The following is an 18,318-nucleotide window of genomic DNA, read 5'->3' as shown; positions in this document are numbered from 1 at the left end:
GCGAGCTCGGCCTGTCCCTCATCGAGCGCGGCGTAGATGCGCGGTCGCCGGCTTTGTCCGGGACCGGCGCGTCACCGCCTTCTCCGACAGTGAGGAGCGGTCGGTCGGCCTCGCGGATCGGGTGCCGTTCCTTCTCGAAACCCGCCTGCGCGACCTTGGCGCCCGCTACGAGGGCGCGGCCGACTTCCAGCTCTTCGCGCGCGCCGATGGCCGCCTCGTCACCGGGCAGAACCCGGCCTCCTCCGCGCTCACCGCCCGGCTCACCCTCGATGCGCTCGCGGAGGCGGGCCGATGAGCCGCGCCACCGTCACCGGAGGCGCCCCCGTGCGCGCGATGCCGCCCGTCGTCTACGCCTTCGCGCTGTCGGCCTTCGCGCTCGGCTTCACCGAGTTCGTGACCATCGGCCTCGTCCCGGCCATCGCGGTGAGCCTGCGGGTCGAGGTCGAGGCGATCGGTGGGGCGGTGGCGGCCTTCGCCCTCGGCGCCACGATCGGCGCGCCGGTCCTAACGGCGCTCGCCGCTTCGTGGCCGCGCAAGCGCCTGCTGCTCGCGGCGATGGCGGTGTTCACCCGCGGCAATGTCGCCGTCGCGCTGTCCACGAGCCTGCCGACGCTGCTCGCGGCCCGCTTCGGATCGGGGCTCGGGCACGGCGTCTTCCTCGCCGTCGCATCGAGCGCAGCGACGCGGCTCGTCCCGCCCGAGCGGGCCGGCGCGGCGGTGGCGACGGTTTTCGGCGGCCTGACCCTGGCGCTCGCCTTCGGCGTGCCGCTCGGCACGTTCCTGGGCGGGATCTGGACGTGGCAGGCGATCTTCTGGGCGGTGGCGGCGTGCGGGGTCGCCGGTCTCCTCGGCCTCGCCGTGCTGATGCCGCCGGCCCCCGATGGCGGAGCGCCCCGTGACGCCTGGATCGGCCTGCGGGCCCTGCTCGACCGTCGGCTGCTTGGGGCAGCCCTCGTCACAGGTGCTGGCTTACACCGGCTCGTTCTGCCTGTTCTCCTACATCGCGCCGCTTCTGATCGACGTGACGGGGCTCGCACCCGCCCATGTCGGCGCGCTGATGCTCGCCTACGGCGTCGCGGCCGCGATCGGCAACGGCCTCGGCGGGCGGCTGACCGACCGGTTCGGGCCCGACCGGACGGTGGCGCTCATCCTCGCCGGTCTGGTCCTCGTGCTGGCCATGATCGGAGCTCTGGCCTCCTTCGTCATCCCGATGGCGATCCTCGTCGCGCTTCTCGGCGCGCTCACCTACGCGGCGGTGCCGGCCCTGCAGGCGCGGGTGATCGGCCTTGCCGGGCGTCATGCGTCCCGGGCGCTCGCCGCGGCAGCGGGCCTCAACATCGCCGGGTTCAACGCCGGCATCGCCCTAGGCTCGCTGCTCGGAGGCGGGGTCATCGCGGCCTGGGATGTCAGCGCTACGGCCTTCGTCGGGGCCGGAGCGGCCGCGAGCGGCCTCGGTGTCCTGGCCATGCTTGAGGCTCTTGTTTTCGCATCATCTTTTTTCCGAAAGCCGGCAACCACCTTTCGGGACGATGCTCTAGCCCGACGCTCTCGTTATCGGGATTCCTGGATCGGCGATGGCCGGAGATCGGACCGGCTTACCGGGCGCCGATCCAGCGGCTGGAGACGATCCATCCGAAGCGATCGGCGATGGCGGCCAGGGCATGGCGCTTGACCTCGTCGGCCGGGAGAAGGGCGCCGTCGGGGGCCGTCAGGTCGCGTGTCGCCGTCGCGTCGGCCACGACGAAACTCGTGTAGCTCCGATCCAGGGCCGCCCGCGCGGTCGCCTCCACGCACATGTGGGTCATGAAGCCGGTGAGAACGAGCAGGCTGCGCCTGTCCCGGGCCAGGACGGCCTCCAGATCGGTTCCCGCGAAGCTATTGGGCAACCGCTTCGTGACGACAATCTCGCCCGGTGCAGGGGTTAGTTCGGGAACGATTTCCGCGCCGGCCGACCCCTCTGCGAAGGCGACCGAGCCGGGACCAGCCACATGCCGGACATGGATCACCGGCACGCCATGGGAATGGGCCCAGTCCCGCAGGCTCGCGATCCGGGCGAGCGCCGGATCGAAACCGGTCAGCGGCAGCACGCCCGAGCGATACTCTCGCTGTGCGTCGATGATGACGAGCGCAGCACGGTCCCGGTCGAACGACGGGGGCGCAGCGGCCGCGATCTCGAGCAGGGTTCGTGGGATCGCGCTGCCGGTGGATGCGGCGAGAAATGCGGTGGCGATCAGGAACTTGGGCATGGGGTTCTCCTTGCGCACACCGTGGTAGCGGCTGGACGGGTGCGCAGAAACGCGCAACGACGGTCAAGTCCTGCGCAGAAACGAGCATCCATGGCCGCACGCGATCTCGACTGGGACGACCTCCGCATCCTGCATGTGGTGGCGATGGAGGACTCGATGCTGGCCTCGGCGCGTCGGCTCGGTGTGAGCCATGCCACGGTGAGCCGCCGCCTGACGCGGCTCGAGACGGTGCTGGGCCTGCGCCTCGTCGATCGCATGGCGACCGGCGCGGTCCTAACCGCTGAGGGGCGGGAACTCGGCGGTCTGGCCGCCCGCATGGCCGACGACGCCGTAGCCCTGATCCGGCGGGCGAAGGGAGCTCGGCAGGCGCTCTCGGGCGAAGTCGTCGTGGCCGTGACCCCAGGCCTCGCCAGCGCGGTCGTCGTGCCGGCGCTGGCCTCCCTCGGAGCGGAGCATCCGGGCATCGTGCTGAGCATCGCCAGTGCCGTTCCGCTCGTCTCCCTCGACCGCCTCGAGGCCGATCTGGCGATCCGCCTGACGCGGCCGGAAGAGGCATCGCACACCCGCAGGCGCCTCGGGATCATGCGCTTCGCCCTCTTCGCAGCCGGGACCTACGATCTCCGCACGGCCGGCCGCCGGTTCATCGGCTATTCGCAGCGCTTCGACGCTCTGCCGCAGCAGCGCTGGCTGATCGAGCAGGCTGGCCGCGACGGTCTCGCCGTCCGGATCGACGATGTCGCCGGTCAGCTCACGGCGGCCCTCGCCGGGATGGGGATCGCGCTGCTACCGGAATTCATGGTCGGACCCACGGACGATCGGCTGCGGCGCGTGCCGTGGGAGGCCCCGCTGCCCCGGCGCGAGATCTGGCTCGCGCAGCACCAGGATACGCGCCGCGCACCGGCCGTCAGGCTGGTCGCCGAACGTCTCACCGCGGCGTTCGAACACGATGAGCGATTTCGCGTCGAATGAATTTCTGCGCTTCGAGGGGCCGCAATCGAGAATGCTCCCTCGGATTGAAGGGGATCGCGTCTCCACGATCCAGCATTTCCCGGGCTGCGGGCCGGCAGCGTCGAAATCGGATCGCTGCTGATCAACGCTGCCTTCGCGCCAGCGGCAGGCTCGCCAAGGCCAGCAGCATCGTGCCGGCCCCGTAGCCCAGCGCGGTCGGTACGAGGCCGTAGGCGCGGGCGGCGACGCCCGCTGCCATCGCGGGGAGGCCGAAGGCGAGAGAGCTGACGGTCAGAAGGGCGGCCATCAGCCCGGCCCGCTCCGTCGGCGCGACGTCGCCCAGCGTCGTCCGCAATACCCCGAGGAAGCCGGAGCCGGAGCCGGCGAGCGCCGTTCCGGCCCGCATGATCGTCACCGATCCGGCGACGACGCCCGCCAGCGTCATGGCGGTGCCTGTGGCGAGGAGGAGCGCGGCGATGGCGACCACCCGGTCCGGGCGATGCCGGCGGGCGAGGAGGATTGCGAGCGCCCCGGCGCCGTTGAGCGCTGCGACCACCGCGGGGCCGGCGAGGGCGAACGCCGAGCCGGTGGCCTCGCGCACGAGGCTCGGAACCAGCGACAGGGTGAAGCCGCCCCGCGCCCAGACCGCGATGTCGATCGGCAGGACCGAGAGGAAGGCCCGGCGCGCGCCCGCTGGAACGCGGATCCGCGGGACGAGGGAGGCCAGGGCTCGCGGCCGCAGGGCGCCGTCTCGGCCACACGGGCGAGGGTCGCGGCCTGCGCCCCGAAGACGAGGAGCAGGAGCCCGTAGGACAGGTGCAGCGGCGCGGGTGCGGCCTCGGCGAGCGCCCCCGCTGCCGAGGGCGCCCGCTGCCAGCCCGGCCAGGGGTGTGAGGCTGTTGACGAGCGGCGCCCGCTCCGGGTCGGCATCGATCAGGCCGGCCGCGAGGGCACCGATCGCCGCGCCGGTTGCGAAGCCCTGCACGAGGCGCGCGGCAAGCAGCCATCCGAAGGTGCCGGTGTTCGTCCGCGATGAGAGTCTCGTGGCGCCGTTCGGCCGCTCCGTTCTACGGACAGGGTCGATCGGCGGCGGGTCGTTTGTTCGATGAGGAAAGGATTCGACGCAGGTCGTCGGATGCGGCGCGACCGAGGAGCACGCCCTGATCCCATCCCGCGAGCCTGATCCAGGTCGTGTCGCGAGATTTCTGATCGACCTCGCAGAGACGGTCGAGGTTGACGATGAGGGACCGCCCAAGCCGGTGAAAGGTCTGGTCGGGGAGTTCCGCCGCGCTCCGTCCGAGCGTCTGGCGAATCAGCAGCGGCGGACGACCTTCGAGAACGATCCGCGTGTAGTCGCGCTCGGCACTCAGGAGGACGACCGCGTCATGAGGAACCGACAGGGCGCGTCCGGGCAGCCGCATGTGGAACATGGCCGGAGCCTTGTCCGGAATCCGCGGTTCGGCTCGCCGGAGGGCCGCCTCCAGACGCCGCAACGCTTCCTCCAGCCGGCTCTGGCGCACGGGCTTCAGGAGATAATCGACGGCCTGCACGCCGAAGGCATCGACAGCGTGATGCGAATACGCCGTGACGAAGACGATGCAGGGCGGGTGGACGAGGCGGCCCAGGACGTCGAAGCCGGTCCCATCCCCCATCTCGACATCGAGGAACACGCCGTCCGGCCGCTCCTGCGCGATCAGGCGGACGGCGTCCGACACGGAGCCAGCCTCTCCGACGAGGGTGACATCCGCCCGCCCGTCGAGGAGATAGCGCAGGCGCTGGCGGGACAGCGGCTCGTCATCGACCAGGATCAGACGCAGCATGGCGACCCGGCCAAGCTCAGCTCGGCCACGACGTCGCCGCCGACCTGCCGGAGATCGAACCGGTGGTTCAGCGGGTAAAGCAGTTCCAGCCGCCGCCGCAGGACGGCCAGCCCGACGCCGGGATTGCCCTTCGTGCGCCAGCGGGGATCGAGCCGGCCGGGATTGGAGATGCTGAGTGCAAGGCCATCGGGTCCGGAACGGGCTGCGATGTGAACGTAGCGCGTCTGCTTCCCCTCGGTGGCCCCGTGCTTGATGGCGTTCTCGACGAGCGGTTGGAGCAGGAAACTCGGCGTGAGCATGCCCTGCGCCGCCTCATCGATCTCGACGACGTAGCGCAGGCCGGGCCCGAATCGCGCCTTCTGGATTGCCAAGTAGGAATCGACCGCCTCGATCTCCCGGCGCAGGGGCATCACCGTCCGGTCGCGCTGTTCGAGGGAGTAGCGCAGGTAGTCGGCCAGTTCGCACACCATCGCGGTCGCGGCTGCGGGATGAACCGGGATCTCGGCGGCGATGCCGTTGAGGGCGTTGAACAGGAAGTGCGGATCGAGTTGCTGGCGCAGGTGGGTGAGTTCGAGCCGCAGCGCCTCGGTCTCGGCCTGCGCGGCGCGTTGGCGTGCCGTCCGGGCCGCGTCGCGCTCGTGCCACCACAGGTAGGTGAGGGTCCAGATGAGGAGCACGATCGCATAGAAGCCGATCGGCGTGGCCCAGGACTGCCAGACCAGCCAGTGCGGCACGCTCCAATTGCCCCACAGGCAGATGAGCCGGACCCAGACGGCGAGAAGAATGGCGGCCCCGACACAGCGCAGAACCACGCGGATGGCGACGACGAGCCCTCTCGGCAGGCCGCCCCGCACCGGTTCGTTCGGGCGCGTCAGTCGGTGGCGCATCAAGAGTGCGGCCAGCAGGCACACGGGATCGACCAGAAGCGTGATCGTGAGGGCGGCGCCCGCATCGCCGTAGAGCGGCACGCGTACGAAAATGCTCACGATGACGAGCAAGGCGAAGCCGACGAGGTCGGCCTGCCAAAAGTCCGGTAACCGCGCTGCCCAGCGTTCGTCCGTCATCCATCCCCCGAACTGGTCGATGCCGTGGCGCCGCCGCGCCCCGGATCAAACCACGCTGACCGAAGACTGCAACAGGCCGTTTTCGCAATACCTGGTTCGTCGTGGAATCTGCCTGTTTCGTCGCAAAGGACTGGCCCGCGCTCCTGCGGATGAGCGACCAGCTCAGCTTGTACCCGTGGAGCGATTCGACCGTGCCGCATGCCCCGTGTCTCTCTCGAAACGCCCGCCGCGCCGTCGTGTCAGACGGAGAGCCGTCGGTGACCGGGATTCTTGCGAGGCGTTCGGGCATGTCATCCGGGAAAACAGACCCGGGCCGATGCGCTGGACTGTTGTTTTCGCATCCTCTGTTTCCGAAAGCCGGTGACCATCGTTCGGGACGAGGCCCCGAACGATCCTCTCCCTTCGGTGTCTTGATGAGGCGCCGGGTGTTCTGCGCCGCTCGGCGCGATCGCGCCGCCGGGCCCGCCGACGTCGGGACCGGCGGGATCGGCCTGTTCGCCGGCCTTATCGCCAGCGGCCTCACGATTCTGGTCGCCGGTTGCCAGGAGGGGAACCAGTACGTGCCGCCGCCGCCGCCGGTCGTGCAGGTGGCCCAGCCCGTCGAACGGGCGGTGACGCGCTACTTCGAGCTGACCGGCAACACTAAGGCGTTCGCCTCCGTCGATCTCGAAGCGCGCATCCAGGGCTACCTGACCGGCATCGCGTATACCGACGGCGCAACCGTCGGCCGGGGCACGCCGCTGTTCTCGATCCAGCGCGACACGTACGACGCCCAGCTTCAGCAGGCTCAAGGTGCCCTGGCCGCCCAGGAGGCGGCGAAGACCAACAGCCAGTCCGATTACCAGCGGCAGGCCACGCTCGGGCGATCCGAGTACGCGTCGCAGGCGCGGGTCGAGGATTCCAAGTCCCGGCTCGATCAGGCGATCGCCGGCGTCACGCAGGCTCAAGCCAATCTCAAACTCGCGCAGATCAATCTGGGCTACACGCAGGTCCTGGCGCCCTTCGACGGCATCGTCACCAATCACCTCGTGGATGTCGGCGCCCTGGTGGGCGTCGGCGGGCCGACCAAGCTCGCCTCGATCGTGCAGATCGACCCGCTCTACGTCTCCTTCAACGTCAGCGAGCAGCAGGTGCTGCAGGTCAAGCAAGCGCTGGCCGCGGCGGGGCGCACCCTGGGCGATCTCGCGCGCATCCCGGTGGCGATCGGCCTTCAGACCGAAGCAGGCTACCCGCATACCGGCCATCTCGATTACGTGGCGCCGCAGGTCGATCCCGCGACCGGGACGCTCCTGGCGCGGGGCCGCCTCGCCAATCCCGACCACCGTCTCGTGCCGGGCCTGTTCGTGCGGGTGCAGATCCCGGTCGGGCAGGCTCAGAAGGCGCTGCTCGTGCGCGACGACGCGATCGGAACGGGGCAGCAGGGGCCCTACGTGCTCGTTGTCGGCGCGGACGACACGGTCGCGCAGCGGCCCGTCACGCTCGGGCCACGCGAGGGCCGCGAGCGCGTGGTGGAGGCCGGATTGCAGGCCGGCGACTGGGTGGTGACGGAGGGTCTCCAGCGCGCGATCCCCGGCATCAAGGTGGCGCCGGTCCGAACGCAGGCGCGCTCCGCCGAAGCGACGCCGCCCGTCCAAGCGGCGCCACCCGTCCAAGCCGCCTCGCAGCGCTGAGGCCGACCATGATCTCGCGCTTCTTCATCGAGCGGCCCGTCCTCGCCAACGTGCTGGGGCTCCTCATGCTGCTGATCGGCGCCGTGGCCCTCTACGGCCTGCCCGTCGCGCAATATCCCAACGTGGTTCCGCCGACCGTGCAGGTGACCACGCGCTATCCCGGCGCCAGCGCGCGGACCGTCGTCGATACGGTGGCCCTGCCGGTCGAGCAGCAGGTCAACGGCGTCGAGGGCATGCTCTACATGCAATCGACGAGCACCAGCGACGGAACCTACACGCTCACCGTCACCTTCGCGATCGGCACGGATGCCGACCAGGCGCAGGTTCTCGTGCAGAACCGCGTCGCCATCGCGATGCCCTCGCTGCCCCAGGCGGTACAGGTGCAGGGCGTCACGACGCAGAAGAAATCGACGGCGATCCTGCAATTCGTGACGCTGTCCTCGCCGGACAATCGCTACGACAGTCTGTTCCTGTCGAATTACGGCGTCATCCGCGTCCAGAACGAACTCGCCCGCCTGCCGGGCGTGGGCAGCGTCAGCGTCCTCGGCGCGGGCCAGTACGCGATGCGCATCTGGCTCGATCCCGACCTGCTGCAGGCGCGCGGCCTGACGCCCTCGGACGTGATCGACATCGTGCGCCAGCAGAGCCAGGAAGTCGCCGCGGGCGCGATCGGCACGCCTCCGGCCCCGAAGGGGCAGGATTTCCAGTACACGCTCAACGTGAGCGGGCGGCTCAACGACGTGCCCGACTTCGAACGCATCGTCCTGAAGGCCGACGCACAGGACGGCGGACGGATCACGCGCCTGTCGGATGTCGGGCGTGTCGAACTCGGCGCGCAGACCTACAGCCAGTCGTTCACGCTCGACGGACAGCCGGCCGCGGGCATCGGCATCTACCAGTTGCCGGAGGCGAACGCGATCATGGTCGCGAGCGCGGTGCGCAAGCGGATGGACGAACTCGCCCGCTCCTTCCCGCCGGGGCTCGTGCACGCGATTCCCTTCGATACGACCAAATTCGTCCAGGCCTCGATCGACGAAGTCTACACGACGCTGTTCGAGGCTGCGGTGCTCGTGCTCCTCGTCATCCTGATCTTCCTTCAGGATTGGCGGGCGACACTCGTGCCGGCGACGACCGTACCGGTCACGCTCATCGGCACGTTCGCGGCGATGGCGGCCTTGGGCTTCACGGTCAATCTCTCCACCCTGTTCGCCATCGTGCTGGCGATCGGCATCGTGGTCGACGACGCCATCGTGATCGTCGAGGGTGTGACCCACCACATCGAGCAGGGTCTGTCGCCGCGCGAGGCCTCCGAGAAGGCGATGGAGGAATTGTTCGGCCCGATCATCGGCATCACCCTCGTGCTGATGTCGGTCTTCGTGCCCGCCGCCTTCCTGCCGGGCCTGACGGGACAGCTCTTCCGGCAGTTCGCCCTCGTCATCGCGGCGACCGCCCTGATCAGTGCCATCAACGCCGCCACGCTCAAGCCGACGCAGTGCGCGCTCTGGCTCAGGCATCCGACGCCGCCCGAGCGGCGCAACATCGTCTATCGTGCCTTCAACCGAGCCTATGCCGCGGCCGAGCGGGTCTACGTCGCGCTGATCCGGCGCATGGTCCGGGCCTCGGCCGCGACGGTCGCGGTGGCCCTCGTGCTGATCGGGATGGCCGCCTGGGGCCTCACGCGTCTGCCCACGGCCTTCCTGCCGACGGAGGACCAGGGCTACGTCCTGATCGGCGCGCAATTGCCGGACGGCGCCTCGAAGGAGCGCACGGACGCCGTGATGGCGCGCGTCATCGCGCTCGCCAAGGAGACGCCCGGCGTCGAGCACGTGCTCGCCATCAGCGGGGTCTCGGTGCTCGACAACAACGCGACCCTGACCAACGCCGGGGTGGCCTACGTCGTGCTGAAGGATTGGGAGGAGCGCACCAAGGCGAAGGGCCAGGACTTGCGCAGCCTCTACGACCGGCTCAACGCGGGCTTGGCCGAGATCCAGGGCGCGACCACCATCGTTCTGGTCCCTCCGCCGATCCAGGGCATCGGCAATGCCAGCGGCTTCACCATGCAGGTCGAGCTGCGCGACGGGAACTTCGACTACACACTTCTGGAGCGTCTTGCGCGCACCGTCGTCGCGGATGCCGGCACCCAGTCCGGCCTGCAGCGGCTGAACACCTCCTTCCGAGCGGGCGTCCCCCAACTCGCGGTCACGGTCGACCGCGTGAAGGCGGAGGCGCTCGGGGTCACGGTGGGGCAGGTGTTCTCGACGCTGTCGGGCTATGTCGGCTCGACCTACGTGACGCAGTTCAACAAGTTCGGCCGCACTTTCCAGGTCTACGTGCAGGCGGCGGCCGACGCCCGCTTGGTGCCGGAGGACGTGAGCGCCCTCAAGGTCCGGGCCGGCAACGGCACGATGATTCCCCTGGGCACCCTGGTCGCGGTGAAGTCCGTGGTCGGCCCGTCGCTGATCAGCCTCTACAACCTCTATCCGGCCGCCACGATCGTCGGCGCCGCCAGCCCCGGCTTCAGCTCGGGCCAGGCCCTCGACCTGATGGAGCAGGTCGCGGGGCGGGTTCTGCCGCCGGGCACCGGCTCCGACTGGACGGCGATGTCCTACCAGGAGAAGGCGGTCGGCGCGCAGCTCTACGTCGTGTTCGGCCTCGCGATCCTGCTGGTCTACTTCGTCCTGGCCGGGCAGTACGAGAGCTGGATCCTGCCGCTCGCCGTGCTGCTCGCCGTGCCGCTCGCGCTGCTCGGCACGGTCGGGGCGCTTCTCGGCCTGCACATCGCCAACAACCTCTACACGCAGATCGGTCTGATCCTGCTCATCGCGCTCTCCAGCAAGAACGCGATCCTGATCGTCGAATATGCCCGCGAGCGGCGGATGGAAGGCATGGGAATCGCGGACGCGGCGCTCGAAGCCGCGCGGATGCGCTTCCGCCCGATCCTGATGACCTCGTTCGCCTTCATCCTCGGCGTGGTGCCGCTGGTGACCGCGACGGGCGCGGGGTCGGCGGCGCGCAAGTCGATCGGCATCGCCGTGCTGTCCGGCATGACCGCCTCGACCTGTCTCGCGGTGCTGTTCGTGCCCTCGTTCTACGTCGTGCTGCAGCGCTTCGAGGAATGGCGCCTGCGGGGCCGGATCCCGCGGATCGTGGCCGGGACGAGCGGGGAGCGGCACTGACCGCGCCGCGCCGAAAGCCGTCGGCGCGCTGAGGACGGCTCGTCCTGACACCACAACAAGCCGACCGGCCGTGCGGCCTGCCCCGTTCGTCGCGGTTTCCGCCCGGTTCGTCGCAAAGCTCTGGCCTGTGTCAGGGCCGGCCGGACAAAAGCTTGGCAGTACTGACTTCGATTCGGTTTCACCGCCGAGCATTGAAAGACGACGATGCGCATTGCCTGCGGCCTGACGCTCTCCCTCGCCTTCGTCTGCCCGGCCCATGCGCTGAGCTGCAATTCCAATACGACGACTTCGAGAACGGTGCCGCCGGGGGCGCTGCCGTCATTCTATTCACAGCCCGATGCGTACAGCGTCCTGAACGCGGGCAGCGTGTCCTACGCGACGACACCCTCGACGCACGACGCGATCAATGTCGGTTCCGCGGGCGGCGACCCCGATAGCTGCGGCTTCACCTTCACGAACCAGGGCTCGGTGTCGATCACCGCTCCCTCTTCCGACACGGGTCCGACCGACTTTCGCATCCTCAACCTCTACGCGCTGGGGACGGACAAATCGAAAGGTGAAACCCCCGATACCGGTGGTCAGGCCGGTCCGATCGCCGTGAGCCTCGGCGGCGCGGTCAGCTTCAACAGCCAGATCGCGAGCTTCACCTACGGTGCCTACGGCGTCTGGATCCAGTCCCTGGGCGGCAAGGGCGACGCCTCCGAGAAGGAGGGCATCAACGGCGCCAGCGGCGGTGCCGCCGGCGCGGTGTCGGCCTCGATCAGCGGCGCGAGCCTGTCCGTCCAGACCACCAGCACCAGCACGGGCGCCGCCATCCGCATCCAGCAGGTCGGCGGCACGGGTGGCGAGGGCAACAACGACGGACGCGGCGGAGGGGGCGGGACGGCGCAGGCGCAGGCGATCACCCTCACCGACAGCAGCCTGACGACGAGCGGCCCCAACCTCGCCGGTCTCGTCGCGATCCAGACCGGCGGCCCCGGTGGCAATGGCGGCCTGGAGGACCGCCAGCAGAACAGCCCGGGCGGTCCGGGAGGGGCGGCGGACGGCATCTCGCTCTCGCTCGCGCAGGGAAGCCGCGGCAATACGATCGCGACTACGGGGGTCAACGCCGCCGCCGTGTCGCTGCTGGCCCAGGGCGGCGTCGGCGGCACCGGGGCCGACACCGGCGGTGGCCTGCAGTTCAACTCCCTCGCCGGGAGCGGCGGCGGGGGCGCGAGCCCTGGCACGATCAGCGTGCGCAGCGCCGGCACCCAGTCGCTGACGACGTCGGGGGCTTCGTCCCCGGGGATGCTGCTGGTCTCGCAGGGCGGCGACGGCGGCAACGGCGGCAGCGCCCAATCCGGGGGAGGCGGCAGTTCCGGTTCGGGCGGTGCCGGTGGCGCCGGTGGCGCCATCGACGTCACCCTGAACGGCGCCCTCACCATCCGGACGACGGGCAACGGTTCGCCGGGGCTGGCGCTGCGGTCCCTCGGGGGTGTGGGCGGTATCGGCGGCACCGCCGGCAGCAACTCCGACATCACCAGCGGCAACGGCGGCAACGGCGGCGACGGCGGCAGCGTGCAGGCCGTGCTCGCCGCCCCCACCGTCGTCAGCACGACGGGCGACAGCGCGCACGGCGTCGTCGTTCAGTCGGCCGGGGGCCAGGGCGGCGAGGCCCGGAATGCGAACGGGCCGCTCTCGACGGCGGGCGCCGGCGGCAACGGCGGAGGGGCCTCCGGCATCAGCCTCACCAACGCGGGCGCGATCACCACGACCGGCGCCAATGCCCGCGGCATCCTGGTCCAGAGCGTCTCCGGCGACGGCGGACCGGGCGCCAACGCCAACGCGCTCGTCGGCAGCCCGGGCGCGGGCGGGTCGCCCGGATCCATCGCCCTCATGACCGTGAACAACGCGGGGACGATCACGACCGCGGGGAGTTTCGCGCAGGGCCTCTTGGCGCAGTCGATCGGCGGCGGCGGCGGCGCCGGCGGCGGCACCTCCGGGGATATCTTCAGCGCCGCGGGCGGGGCGGGCATCGCGGGTGCGACGGGCGGCGCGATCAGCGTCGGGCATACCGGCCGCCTCGTGACGAGCGGGAGCGCCGCGGCGGGCCTGCTCGCGCAGTCGATCGGCGGCGGCGGCGGCGACGGTGGCGACGGGAGTGCGGTCTTCTCCTCGAAGGGCGGTTCGGGAGGGGCCGGCGGAAACGGCGGCGCGGTCACCACGACGCTTGGCGGCTCGATCTCGACCGCCGGCGGGCTCAGCCACGGCGCGATCGCGCAGTCGATCGGCGGCGGCGGCGGCAACGGCGGGAACGCCCCCGCCGCCGGCGTCGTCGCCACCTACACCCTGGGCGGTAGCGGCGGCGGCGGCGGCAACGGCGGCACGGTCTCGGCCACGGCGCAGGGCGCGACCATCACCGCTGCCGGCTCGGGGGCGGACGGCATCCTGGCCCAGTCGATCGGCGGCGGTGGCGGCTCGGGCGGCAACGCGTCCGCCGTCACGGCGACCGGCGGCTTCAGCTTCGCGGCGGCGATCGGCGGTTCCGGCGGCAACGGCGGCAGCGGCGGCGCGGTCACCGTCAGCCTCGGGAGCGCCACGGTCACGACCGGGAGCGGTTCCGGTGTGGCGCCCCCGGTCGATGCGATCGGCGTGCTCGCGCAGTCGATCGGCGGCGGCGGCGGTGCCGGCGGCGGCGCCAACGCGCTCGCCGTCGCGATCAGCCGCCCGTCGCTGCCGGACTCGCCGACGCTGGCGATCGCGGCGGCCTACGCCAATGGCGGGACGGGCGGCGGCGGCGGCAATGGCGGTGTCGCGGTGGTCAATCTCGGGAACGGTGCCGCCGGGACGAGCGGCGGCGCGACGGTCCGCACCGCCGGCACCGGCTCCCACGGCGCGGTGGCGCAATCGACAGGCGGCGGCGGCGGCCAGGGCGGCGATTCCTCGGCCATGGCCGGCACGATCGGGTCGGTCTCGCAGTACGGCCCCCAGGACGCCGGCTCGACGAGCGTCAAGCTGGCGCTGGCCATGGGCGGCTCGGCCGCGAACGGTGGCTCGGGCAACACGGCGAACGTGAACGCAGGTGGCAGCGGTCCGGTCTCCATCCTCACCACCGGCGACTACGCGTTCGGTCTCGTCGCGCAGTCGGTCGGTGGCGGCGGCGGCAATGCCGGTCTCGGAGCGTCGCGCTTCAACGCCATCGGCAACGCGACCACCTTCGACCTGACCATGAGCCTCGGTGCCTCGGGTGGCTCGGGCAATGACGGCGGCCAGGCCGGGCTCGACATCGGCTCCGGCGCCACGATCCGAACGTCCGGCTCCGGGGCGATCGGTGCCCTCGCCCAATCGATCGGCGGCGGCGGCGGCAATGCCACCGGCGGCACGCTGGGAATCGGCCCGATCGACCTTCCCGAGGGGAGCTCGGTGAAGGGGACCGTCGCCAGCACGATCAGCCTCGGCCGTACCGGCGGCACGGGCGGATCCGGCGGGGCGGTCTCCGTGACCAGCGACGGCTCGGTCACCACGGTCGGCAACGACGCGCCCGGCGTGCTCGCGCAGTCGGTCGGCGGCGGTGGCGGCATCGGCGGCTCGGCCGGCACCGACGCCGGCGATGGCGCCCCGGCAGGCCCCTGAGCCGGTCTCCTGCGCCCGGCGGCGGGAGCCGCACGATGGCCGCCGAGGCGTCGTCGGACTCGGATATCGCCCTCGACGCCAAGCTCAACCTCACCGTCGGCGGGGCGGGCGGCTCGGCCGGCAACGGCGGCTCCGTGGTCCTGCAGCACAGCGGCCGGATCACGACCTAGGGCGACTACGCACCGGGACTCGTGGCGCAGTCGATCGGCGGCGGCGGCGGCCGGGGCGGCACGGCCTTCGTCGCCGACGGGCCGAGCGGCCTGACCTACGCCGACGGCGCGCTGACGGTGAACACCGCCCTGACGCTGGGCGGTGCCGGCGGCGCCTCGGGATCGGGCGGAGACGTCACGATCAAGCTCATCGGCGGCGCGGCGGTGACCACGGGCCTGGCCGGCCAGGGCAGCCTCGGCAGCGGCCTTCAGTCGATCGGCATCCTGGCCCAGTCGATCGGCGGCGGCGGCGGCACCGCCGTGGACGGCACCGGACCGTCCGGCAGCGCAGCGTCCTCCGGCGGCGGCCTCTCCGGCAACGCGGCGCTGACCATCGGCGCCCGCGGGGCGAGCGGGGGCGGCGGATCGGTCACGCTGCCCCCCTCGTCGAGCGGCAACCCGATCACGGTCACGACCTACGGAGAATCCGGGCACGGCATCGTGCTGCAGTCGATCGGTGCCGGCGGCGGGCTGACCGGGGCCGGTTCGACCGGGCTGGCCGGCGGCGCGTCCACCGCCGGGCGCACCGCGCGCACGATCGACCTGCGACTCGGCGGCGCCTCGGGAAGCTCCGGCAACGGCGGCAATGTGCTGGTCAACAACCCGATCCTGAACATCCGCACCGCCGGCATGGGCGCCTACGGCCTGATCGCGCAATCGGTGGGCGGCGGCGGCGGCCTCGCGACCGGCTCGGGCGTGCTGCCGAGCCTGAGCGGGCTCGGCGGCCAGGGGTCGAGCGGTGACGGCGGCAGCATCACGGTCAACCTGCCCTCCAACGCCACCATCGCTACGACCGGGCTGGGGGCGCACGGCCTCGTCGCGCAGTCGGTGGGCGGCGGCGGTGGCATCGCGGCCGGCTATCAGGCCGGTATCACGCCTTCGCTCGTCGATCCCAAGACGTTCGGCACGAGCCGCGGCGACGGCGGCAGCGTCTTCGTCACGTCGCTGGCCGACATCACCACCACCGGCCCCGGCGCCTTCGGCATCGTCGCGCAGAGCGTGGGGCGCGGCGGCGGTCTCGGCACGATCGGCTCGCAGTTCTACGCCGCCTCCATGGGCAACCCGAGCGGCAGCGACGGTCTGGCCGGCCTCGCGTCCCTCGTCCTGCAGGGCACCATCTCGGCCACCGGCGAGAACGCGGTGGGCGTGTTCGCGCAGAGCGTGAACGGCCAGAACGTCAGCGCGAACACGGTGACGGTCAATCTCGGCTATGTTGCGCCGGCCCAGGTGACGGGCGGCAGCGGCCAGGGCGCGGGCATCTGGATCGAGAGCGGGAACGCGAGCAACCGCATCACGGTCGGCCAGGGCTCCAGCGTCTCGGCCCTGTCGAACCTCGCGATCAACTATACCGGCGGATCGGGCGTGAACGTCACCAATGACGGCACGATCGCCGGCTCGACCCGGCTCGGCTCGAACGCGTACACGCTGACGAACGACGGCACGCTCAAGCCCTCCACCGCCGATACGGGCCAGGCCGTGATCACCGGCAGCTTCGTCCAGACGCCCTCGGGGCGGCTGACGACGCGGGCCGACTTCGCCGCGCGGACTGCGGGGCAATTCGTCGTGACCGGTGACGCGACGCTGGCGGGCAGTGTCGAGGCCAGCCTCGCAAGCGTGGTCGCCAACAGCCCGGTTCCGGTGCTCACGGTGCAGGGCCGGACGACGGGAAGCCTGTCCGCCGCCTCCACGGCGCTGTTCGATTTCGCCGTCGTTCCCTCCAGCACGCAGGCGGGCCAGCATCTCAACCTCGTCGCGACGGGCTCACGCCTTGCGGACGCCCGCTTCGCGCTGACGCCGGGACGACAGGCGGCGGCGGGCTATCTCGATCGCGTGTTCACCGCCGGAACACCTCAGTTCGGCACGCTCTTCGCCGCCCTCGACCGGGCCGCGGCCTCACCCGGCGAATACGGGCAGCATCTCGGCCAACTCGGCCCCCGGTCGAGCCTGTCCGTCGGTGCGTGGCGGGCGCAGAACGCCGCCTTCGCCGTGAACGCTGCGATGTCCTGCCCAATCTTCGCGGCCAGCACGGCGTTCCTGACCGAGGGGACCTGCACCTATGCCAGACTCGGGGGGCACACGGCCGTCGCCAACGGCGACGGGGACCGTGGCCGGCTCCACGCCGACAACACGATCCTGCAGGCCGGCGGCCAGGGCGAGGTGGCGCCGGGCTGGTTCCTCGGGGGCGCCCTTGCCTACGAGAACGGACGAATGAGCGCCAGCGACGGTGTGCACGGCATCGCCGACGTCGGTCACGCCGTGCTGACCGTCAAGCGGCAGGAGGGGCCTTGGCTGATGACCGGCGCAGTCTTCGGCTCCATCGGCAACATCGATCTGCGGCGCACCAACAGCCTGCCGGGCTTCGGCGGCACGGGCGTTGGCTCGACGGCGCCCACCACCCTGGGCGGCCGGATACGGGCCGCCTACACGGTGGCGTTCGAAGACTTGTACATCCGCCCCTTCGTCAACCTTGATGTGATCCACTCACGTCTTGGGCCGTACACGGAGGCGGGCCTCGGCGCGTTCGGCCTGCGCCACGAGGCGTCCGAGCAGGTTACCGCGGTGGTCACGCCGGCGATCGAGTTCGGCCTGCGGAAGGGCCTGACCGAGAACACCGTCCTGCGCAGCTTCGTCTCGGCTGGCGTCGATGTTCGCACGGACACCCAGTGGCGGACGACGACGCGTCTCATCGGCGCGCCGACCACGGTGGACGGTTTCACCACCGTCGTCCCGCAGGCGCGTGCCGCGGCGCGGGTCGGTGCCGGCCTGCAAGTGTTCGCCGGTGACAACCTGGATCTGCGCATGCAGTACGACGGCAGTTTATCGGATCGGGCCATCAGCCACGGCGGATTCCTGACCTTCTCCTATCGCATGTAGTCGGCACTCCCCCTGCCCAAAGCGGCAGGTCGTGGGGCATCCAGCGCCACGGTGCGCCTGTCTGGCCGAGCGCACGGCACGCGCGACGCTCGGACACCTTCATCGTCTGAACGATGTGCTCGACACACACGCGTCGGCGCGCGGGGCTCAGATGTGGTATTCGGAGTGCCTCGCGCGGCGGAAGCGGCGGCATGATGGCGCTTCGATCCAATCCCGGAGCGCTACCATGAGCGAGCAGCACCACGTCGGCCTTCGATGTCTCCGTGAAGGAGACAGCGATCTGCATCGTCGATATCCGCGGCAAGGTCGTGCACCGCGCCACCGTCGAGAGCCACCCCGAGGTGATCGGCCGGCATCTGATCGATCTCGGCCATGCCTACGCGCGGGGTCGGCCTGGAGGCGGGACCGCTCTCGCCGTGGCTCTACGCTGGCCTGGTCGAGGTCGGACTGCCGGCGATCTGCGTCGAGACCCGTCACATGCACGCCGCCCTCTCGGCGCGCATCAACAAGACCGACCGCAACGACGCCCTGGGCATCGCGCAGATGATGCGGGTCGGGCTGTTCAAGCCGGTCTACGTCAAGACACCGGCCAGCCAGCAGCGCCGCCTCCTCCTGACCTCGCGTAAGCTCCTGCAGCGCAAGGCCTACGACATCGAGAGCGACCTGCGCGGCCAGCTGCGCAACTTCGGCTTCAAGGTC

Annotated in this window: 12 protein-coding genes and 2 pseudogenes; 10 read left to right on the top strand and 4 right to left on the bottom strand. The window is 71.1% G+C overall.

Annotated elements, in window-relative coordinates:
• The first annotated feature begins 121 nt into the window (after positions 1-121).
• The 3 genes and pseudogenes from E4V01_RS01990 (at position 122) to E4V01_RS26055 (ending at position 1,672) form a co-directional block, all read left to right on the top strand.
• Positions 122-295 carry a hypothetical protein gene (locus E4V01_RS01990; RefSeq protein WP_245517390.1) on the top strand — a complete coding sequence of 58 codons (174 nt, stop codon included), beginning with the start codon at positions 122-124 and terminating at the stop codon, positions 293-295.
• Positions 292-906, top strand: a pseudogene (locus tag E4V01_RS26060) (MFS transporter); the annotation flags it as partial. The gene E4V01_RS01990 and the pseudogene E4V01_RS26060, both read left to right, overlap by 4 nt.
• Positions 881-1,672, top strand: a complete 792-nt coding sequence (locus E4V01_RS26055) for an MFS transporter (protein WP_245517388.1) — start codon at positions 881-883, stop codon at positions 1,670-1,672. The pseudogene E4V01_RS26060 and the gene E4V01_RS26055, both read left to right, overlap by 26 nt.
• Here the strand turns inward: E4V01_RS26055 and E4V01_RS01980 are convergent.
• Complete coding sequence (locus E4V01_RS01980) at positions 1,596-2,246, bottom strand: cysteine hydrolase family protein (protein ID WP_135297217.1); 651 nt, start codon at positions 2,244-2,246, stop codon at positions 1,596-1,598. The genes E4V01_RS26055 and E4V01_RS01980 overlap by 77 nt on opposite strands.
• Positions 2,247-2,336: 90 nt before the next feature.
• Here E4V01_RS01980 and E4V01_RS01975 point away from each other — a divergent pair, with 90 nt between their 5' ends.
• Complete coding sequence (locus tag E4V01_RS01975) at positions 2,337-3,215, top strand: LysR family transcriptional regulator (protein ID WP_060769044.1); 879 nt, start codon at positions 2,337-2,339, stop codon at positions 3,213-3,215.
• Positions 3,216-3,336: 121 nt separating this feature from the next.
• On the opposite strand, the gene E4V01_RS01970 is transcribed toward E4V01_RS01975, so the two are convergent.
• The 3 genes from E4V01_RS01970 to E4V01_RS01960 form a co-directional block, all read right to left on the bottom strand.
• Entirely contained in the window at positions 3,337-4,179 is an 843-nt protein-coding gene (locus E4V01_RS01970; protein WP_135297216.1) for a hypothetical protein, read from the bottom strand.
• 82 nt (positions 4,180-4,261) lie between these two features.
• Positions 4,262-5,014 carry a LytTR family DNA-binding domain-containing protein gene (locus E4V01_RS01965; RefSeq protein ID WP_060769042.1) on the bottom strand — a complete coding sequence of 251 codons (753 nt, stop codon included), beginning with the start codon at positions 5,012-5,014 and terminating at the stop codon, positions 4,262-4,264.
• The gene (locus E4V01_RS01960; protein ID WP_060769041.1) at positions 5,002-6,078 is read right to left on the bottom strand and encodes a sensor histidine kinase; all 1,077 of its coding nucleotides are present in this window, start codon (positions 6,076-6,078) and stop codon (positions 5,002-5,004) included. The genes E4V01_RS01965 and E4V01_RS01960 overlap by 13 nt, the downstream gene beginning before the upstream one ends.
• A 485-nt stretch (positions 6,079-6,563) precedes the next feature.
• On the opposite strand from E4V01_RS01960, the gene E4V01_RS01955 reads away from it, so the two are divergent.
• The 6 genes and pseudogenes from E4V01_RS01955 to E4V01_RS01930 form a co-directional block, all read left to right on the top strand.
• Positions 6,564-7,748 carry an efflux RND transporter periplasmic adaptor subunit gene (locus E4V01_RS01955; RefSeq protein WP_245517408.1) on the top strand — a complete coding sequence of 395 codons (1,185 nt, stop codon included), beginning with the start codon at positions 6,564-6,566 and terminating at the stop codon, positions 7,746-7,748.
• 8 nt (positions 7,749-7,756) lie between these two features.
• Complete coding sequence (locus E4V01_RS01950; RefSeq protein WP_060769040.1) at positions 7,757-10,924, top strand: efflux RND transporter permease subunit; 3,168 nt, start codon at positions 7,757-7,759, stop codon at positions 10,922-10,924.
• Positions 10,925-11,128: 204 nt separating this feature from the next.
• Positions 11,129-14,536, top strand: coding sequence for a hypothetical protein (locus tag E4V01_RS01945; protein ID WP_135297214.1), 3,408 nt, complete (start codon positions 11,129-11,131; stop codon positions 14,534-14,536).
• 35 nt (positions 14,537-14,571) lie between these two features.
• Complete coding sequence (locus tag E4V01_RS26490) at positions 14,572-14,706, top strand: hypothetical protein (protein WP_256371237.1); 135 nt, start codon at positions 14,572-14,574, stop codon at positions 14,704-14,706.
• Positions 14,707-14,727: 21 nt separating this feature from the next.
• Positions 14,728-17,619, top strand: coding sequence for an autotransporter domain-containing protein (locus tag E4V01_RS01940; RefSeq protein WP_135297213.1), 2,892 nt, complete (start codon positions 14,728-14,730; stop codon positions 17,617-17,619).
• Between the two features lie 226 nt (positions 17,620-17,845).
• Positions 17,846-18,318, top strand: a pseudogene (locus tag E4V01_RS01930) (transposase); the annotation flags it as partial.

The organism is Methylorubrum sp. Q1, assembly GCF_004683995.1.
Lineage (GTDB): Bacteria > Pseudomonadota > Alphaproteobacteria > Rhizobiales > Beijerinckiaceae > Methylobacterium.
The sequence above is the reverse complement of the archived record's forward strand: the minus strand, read 5'-3'. Positions and strand labels throughout refer to the sequence as shown.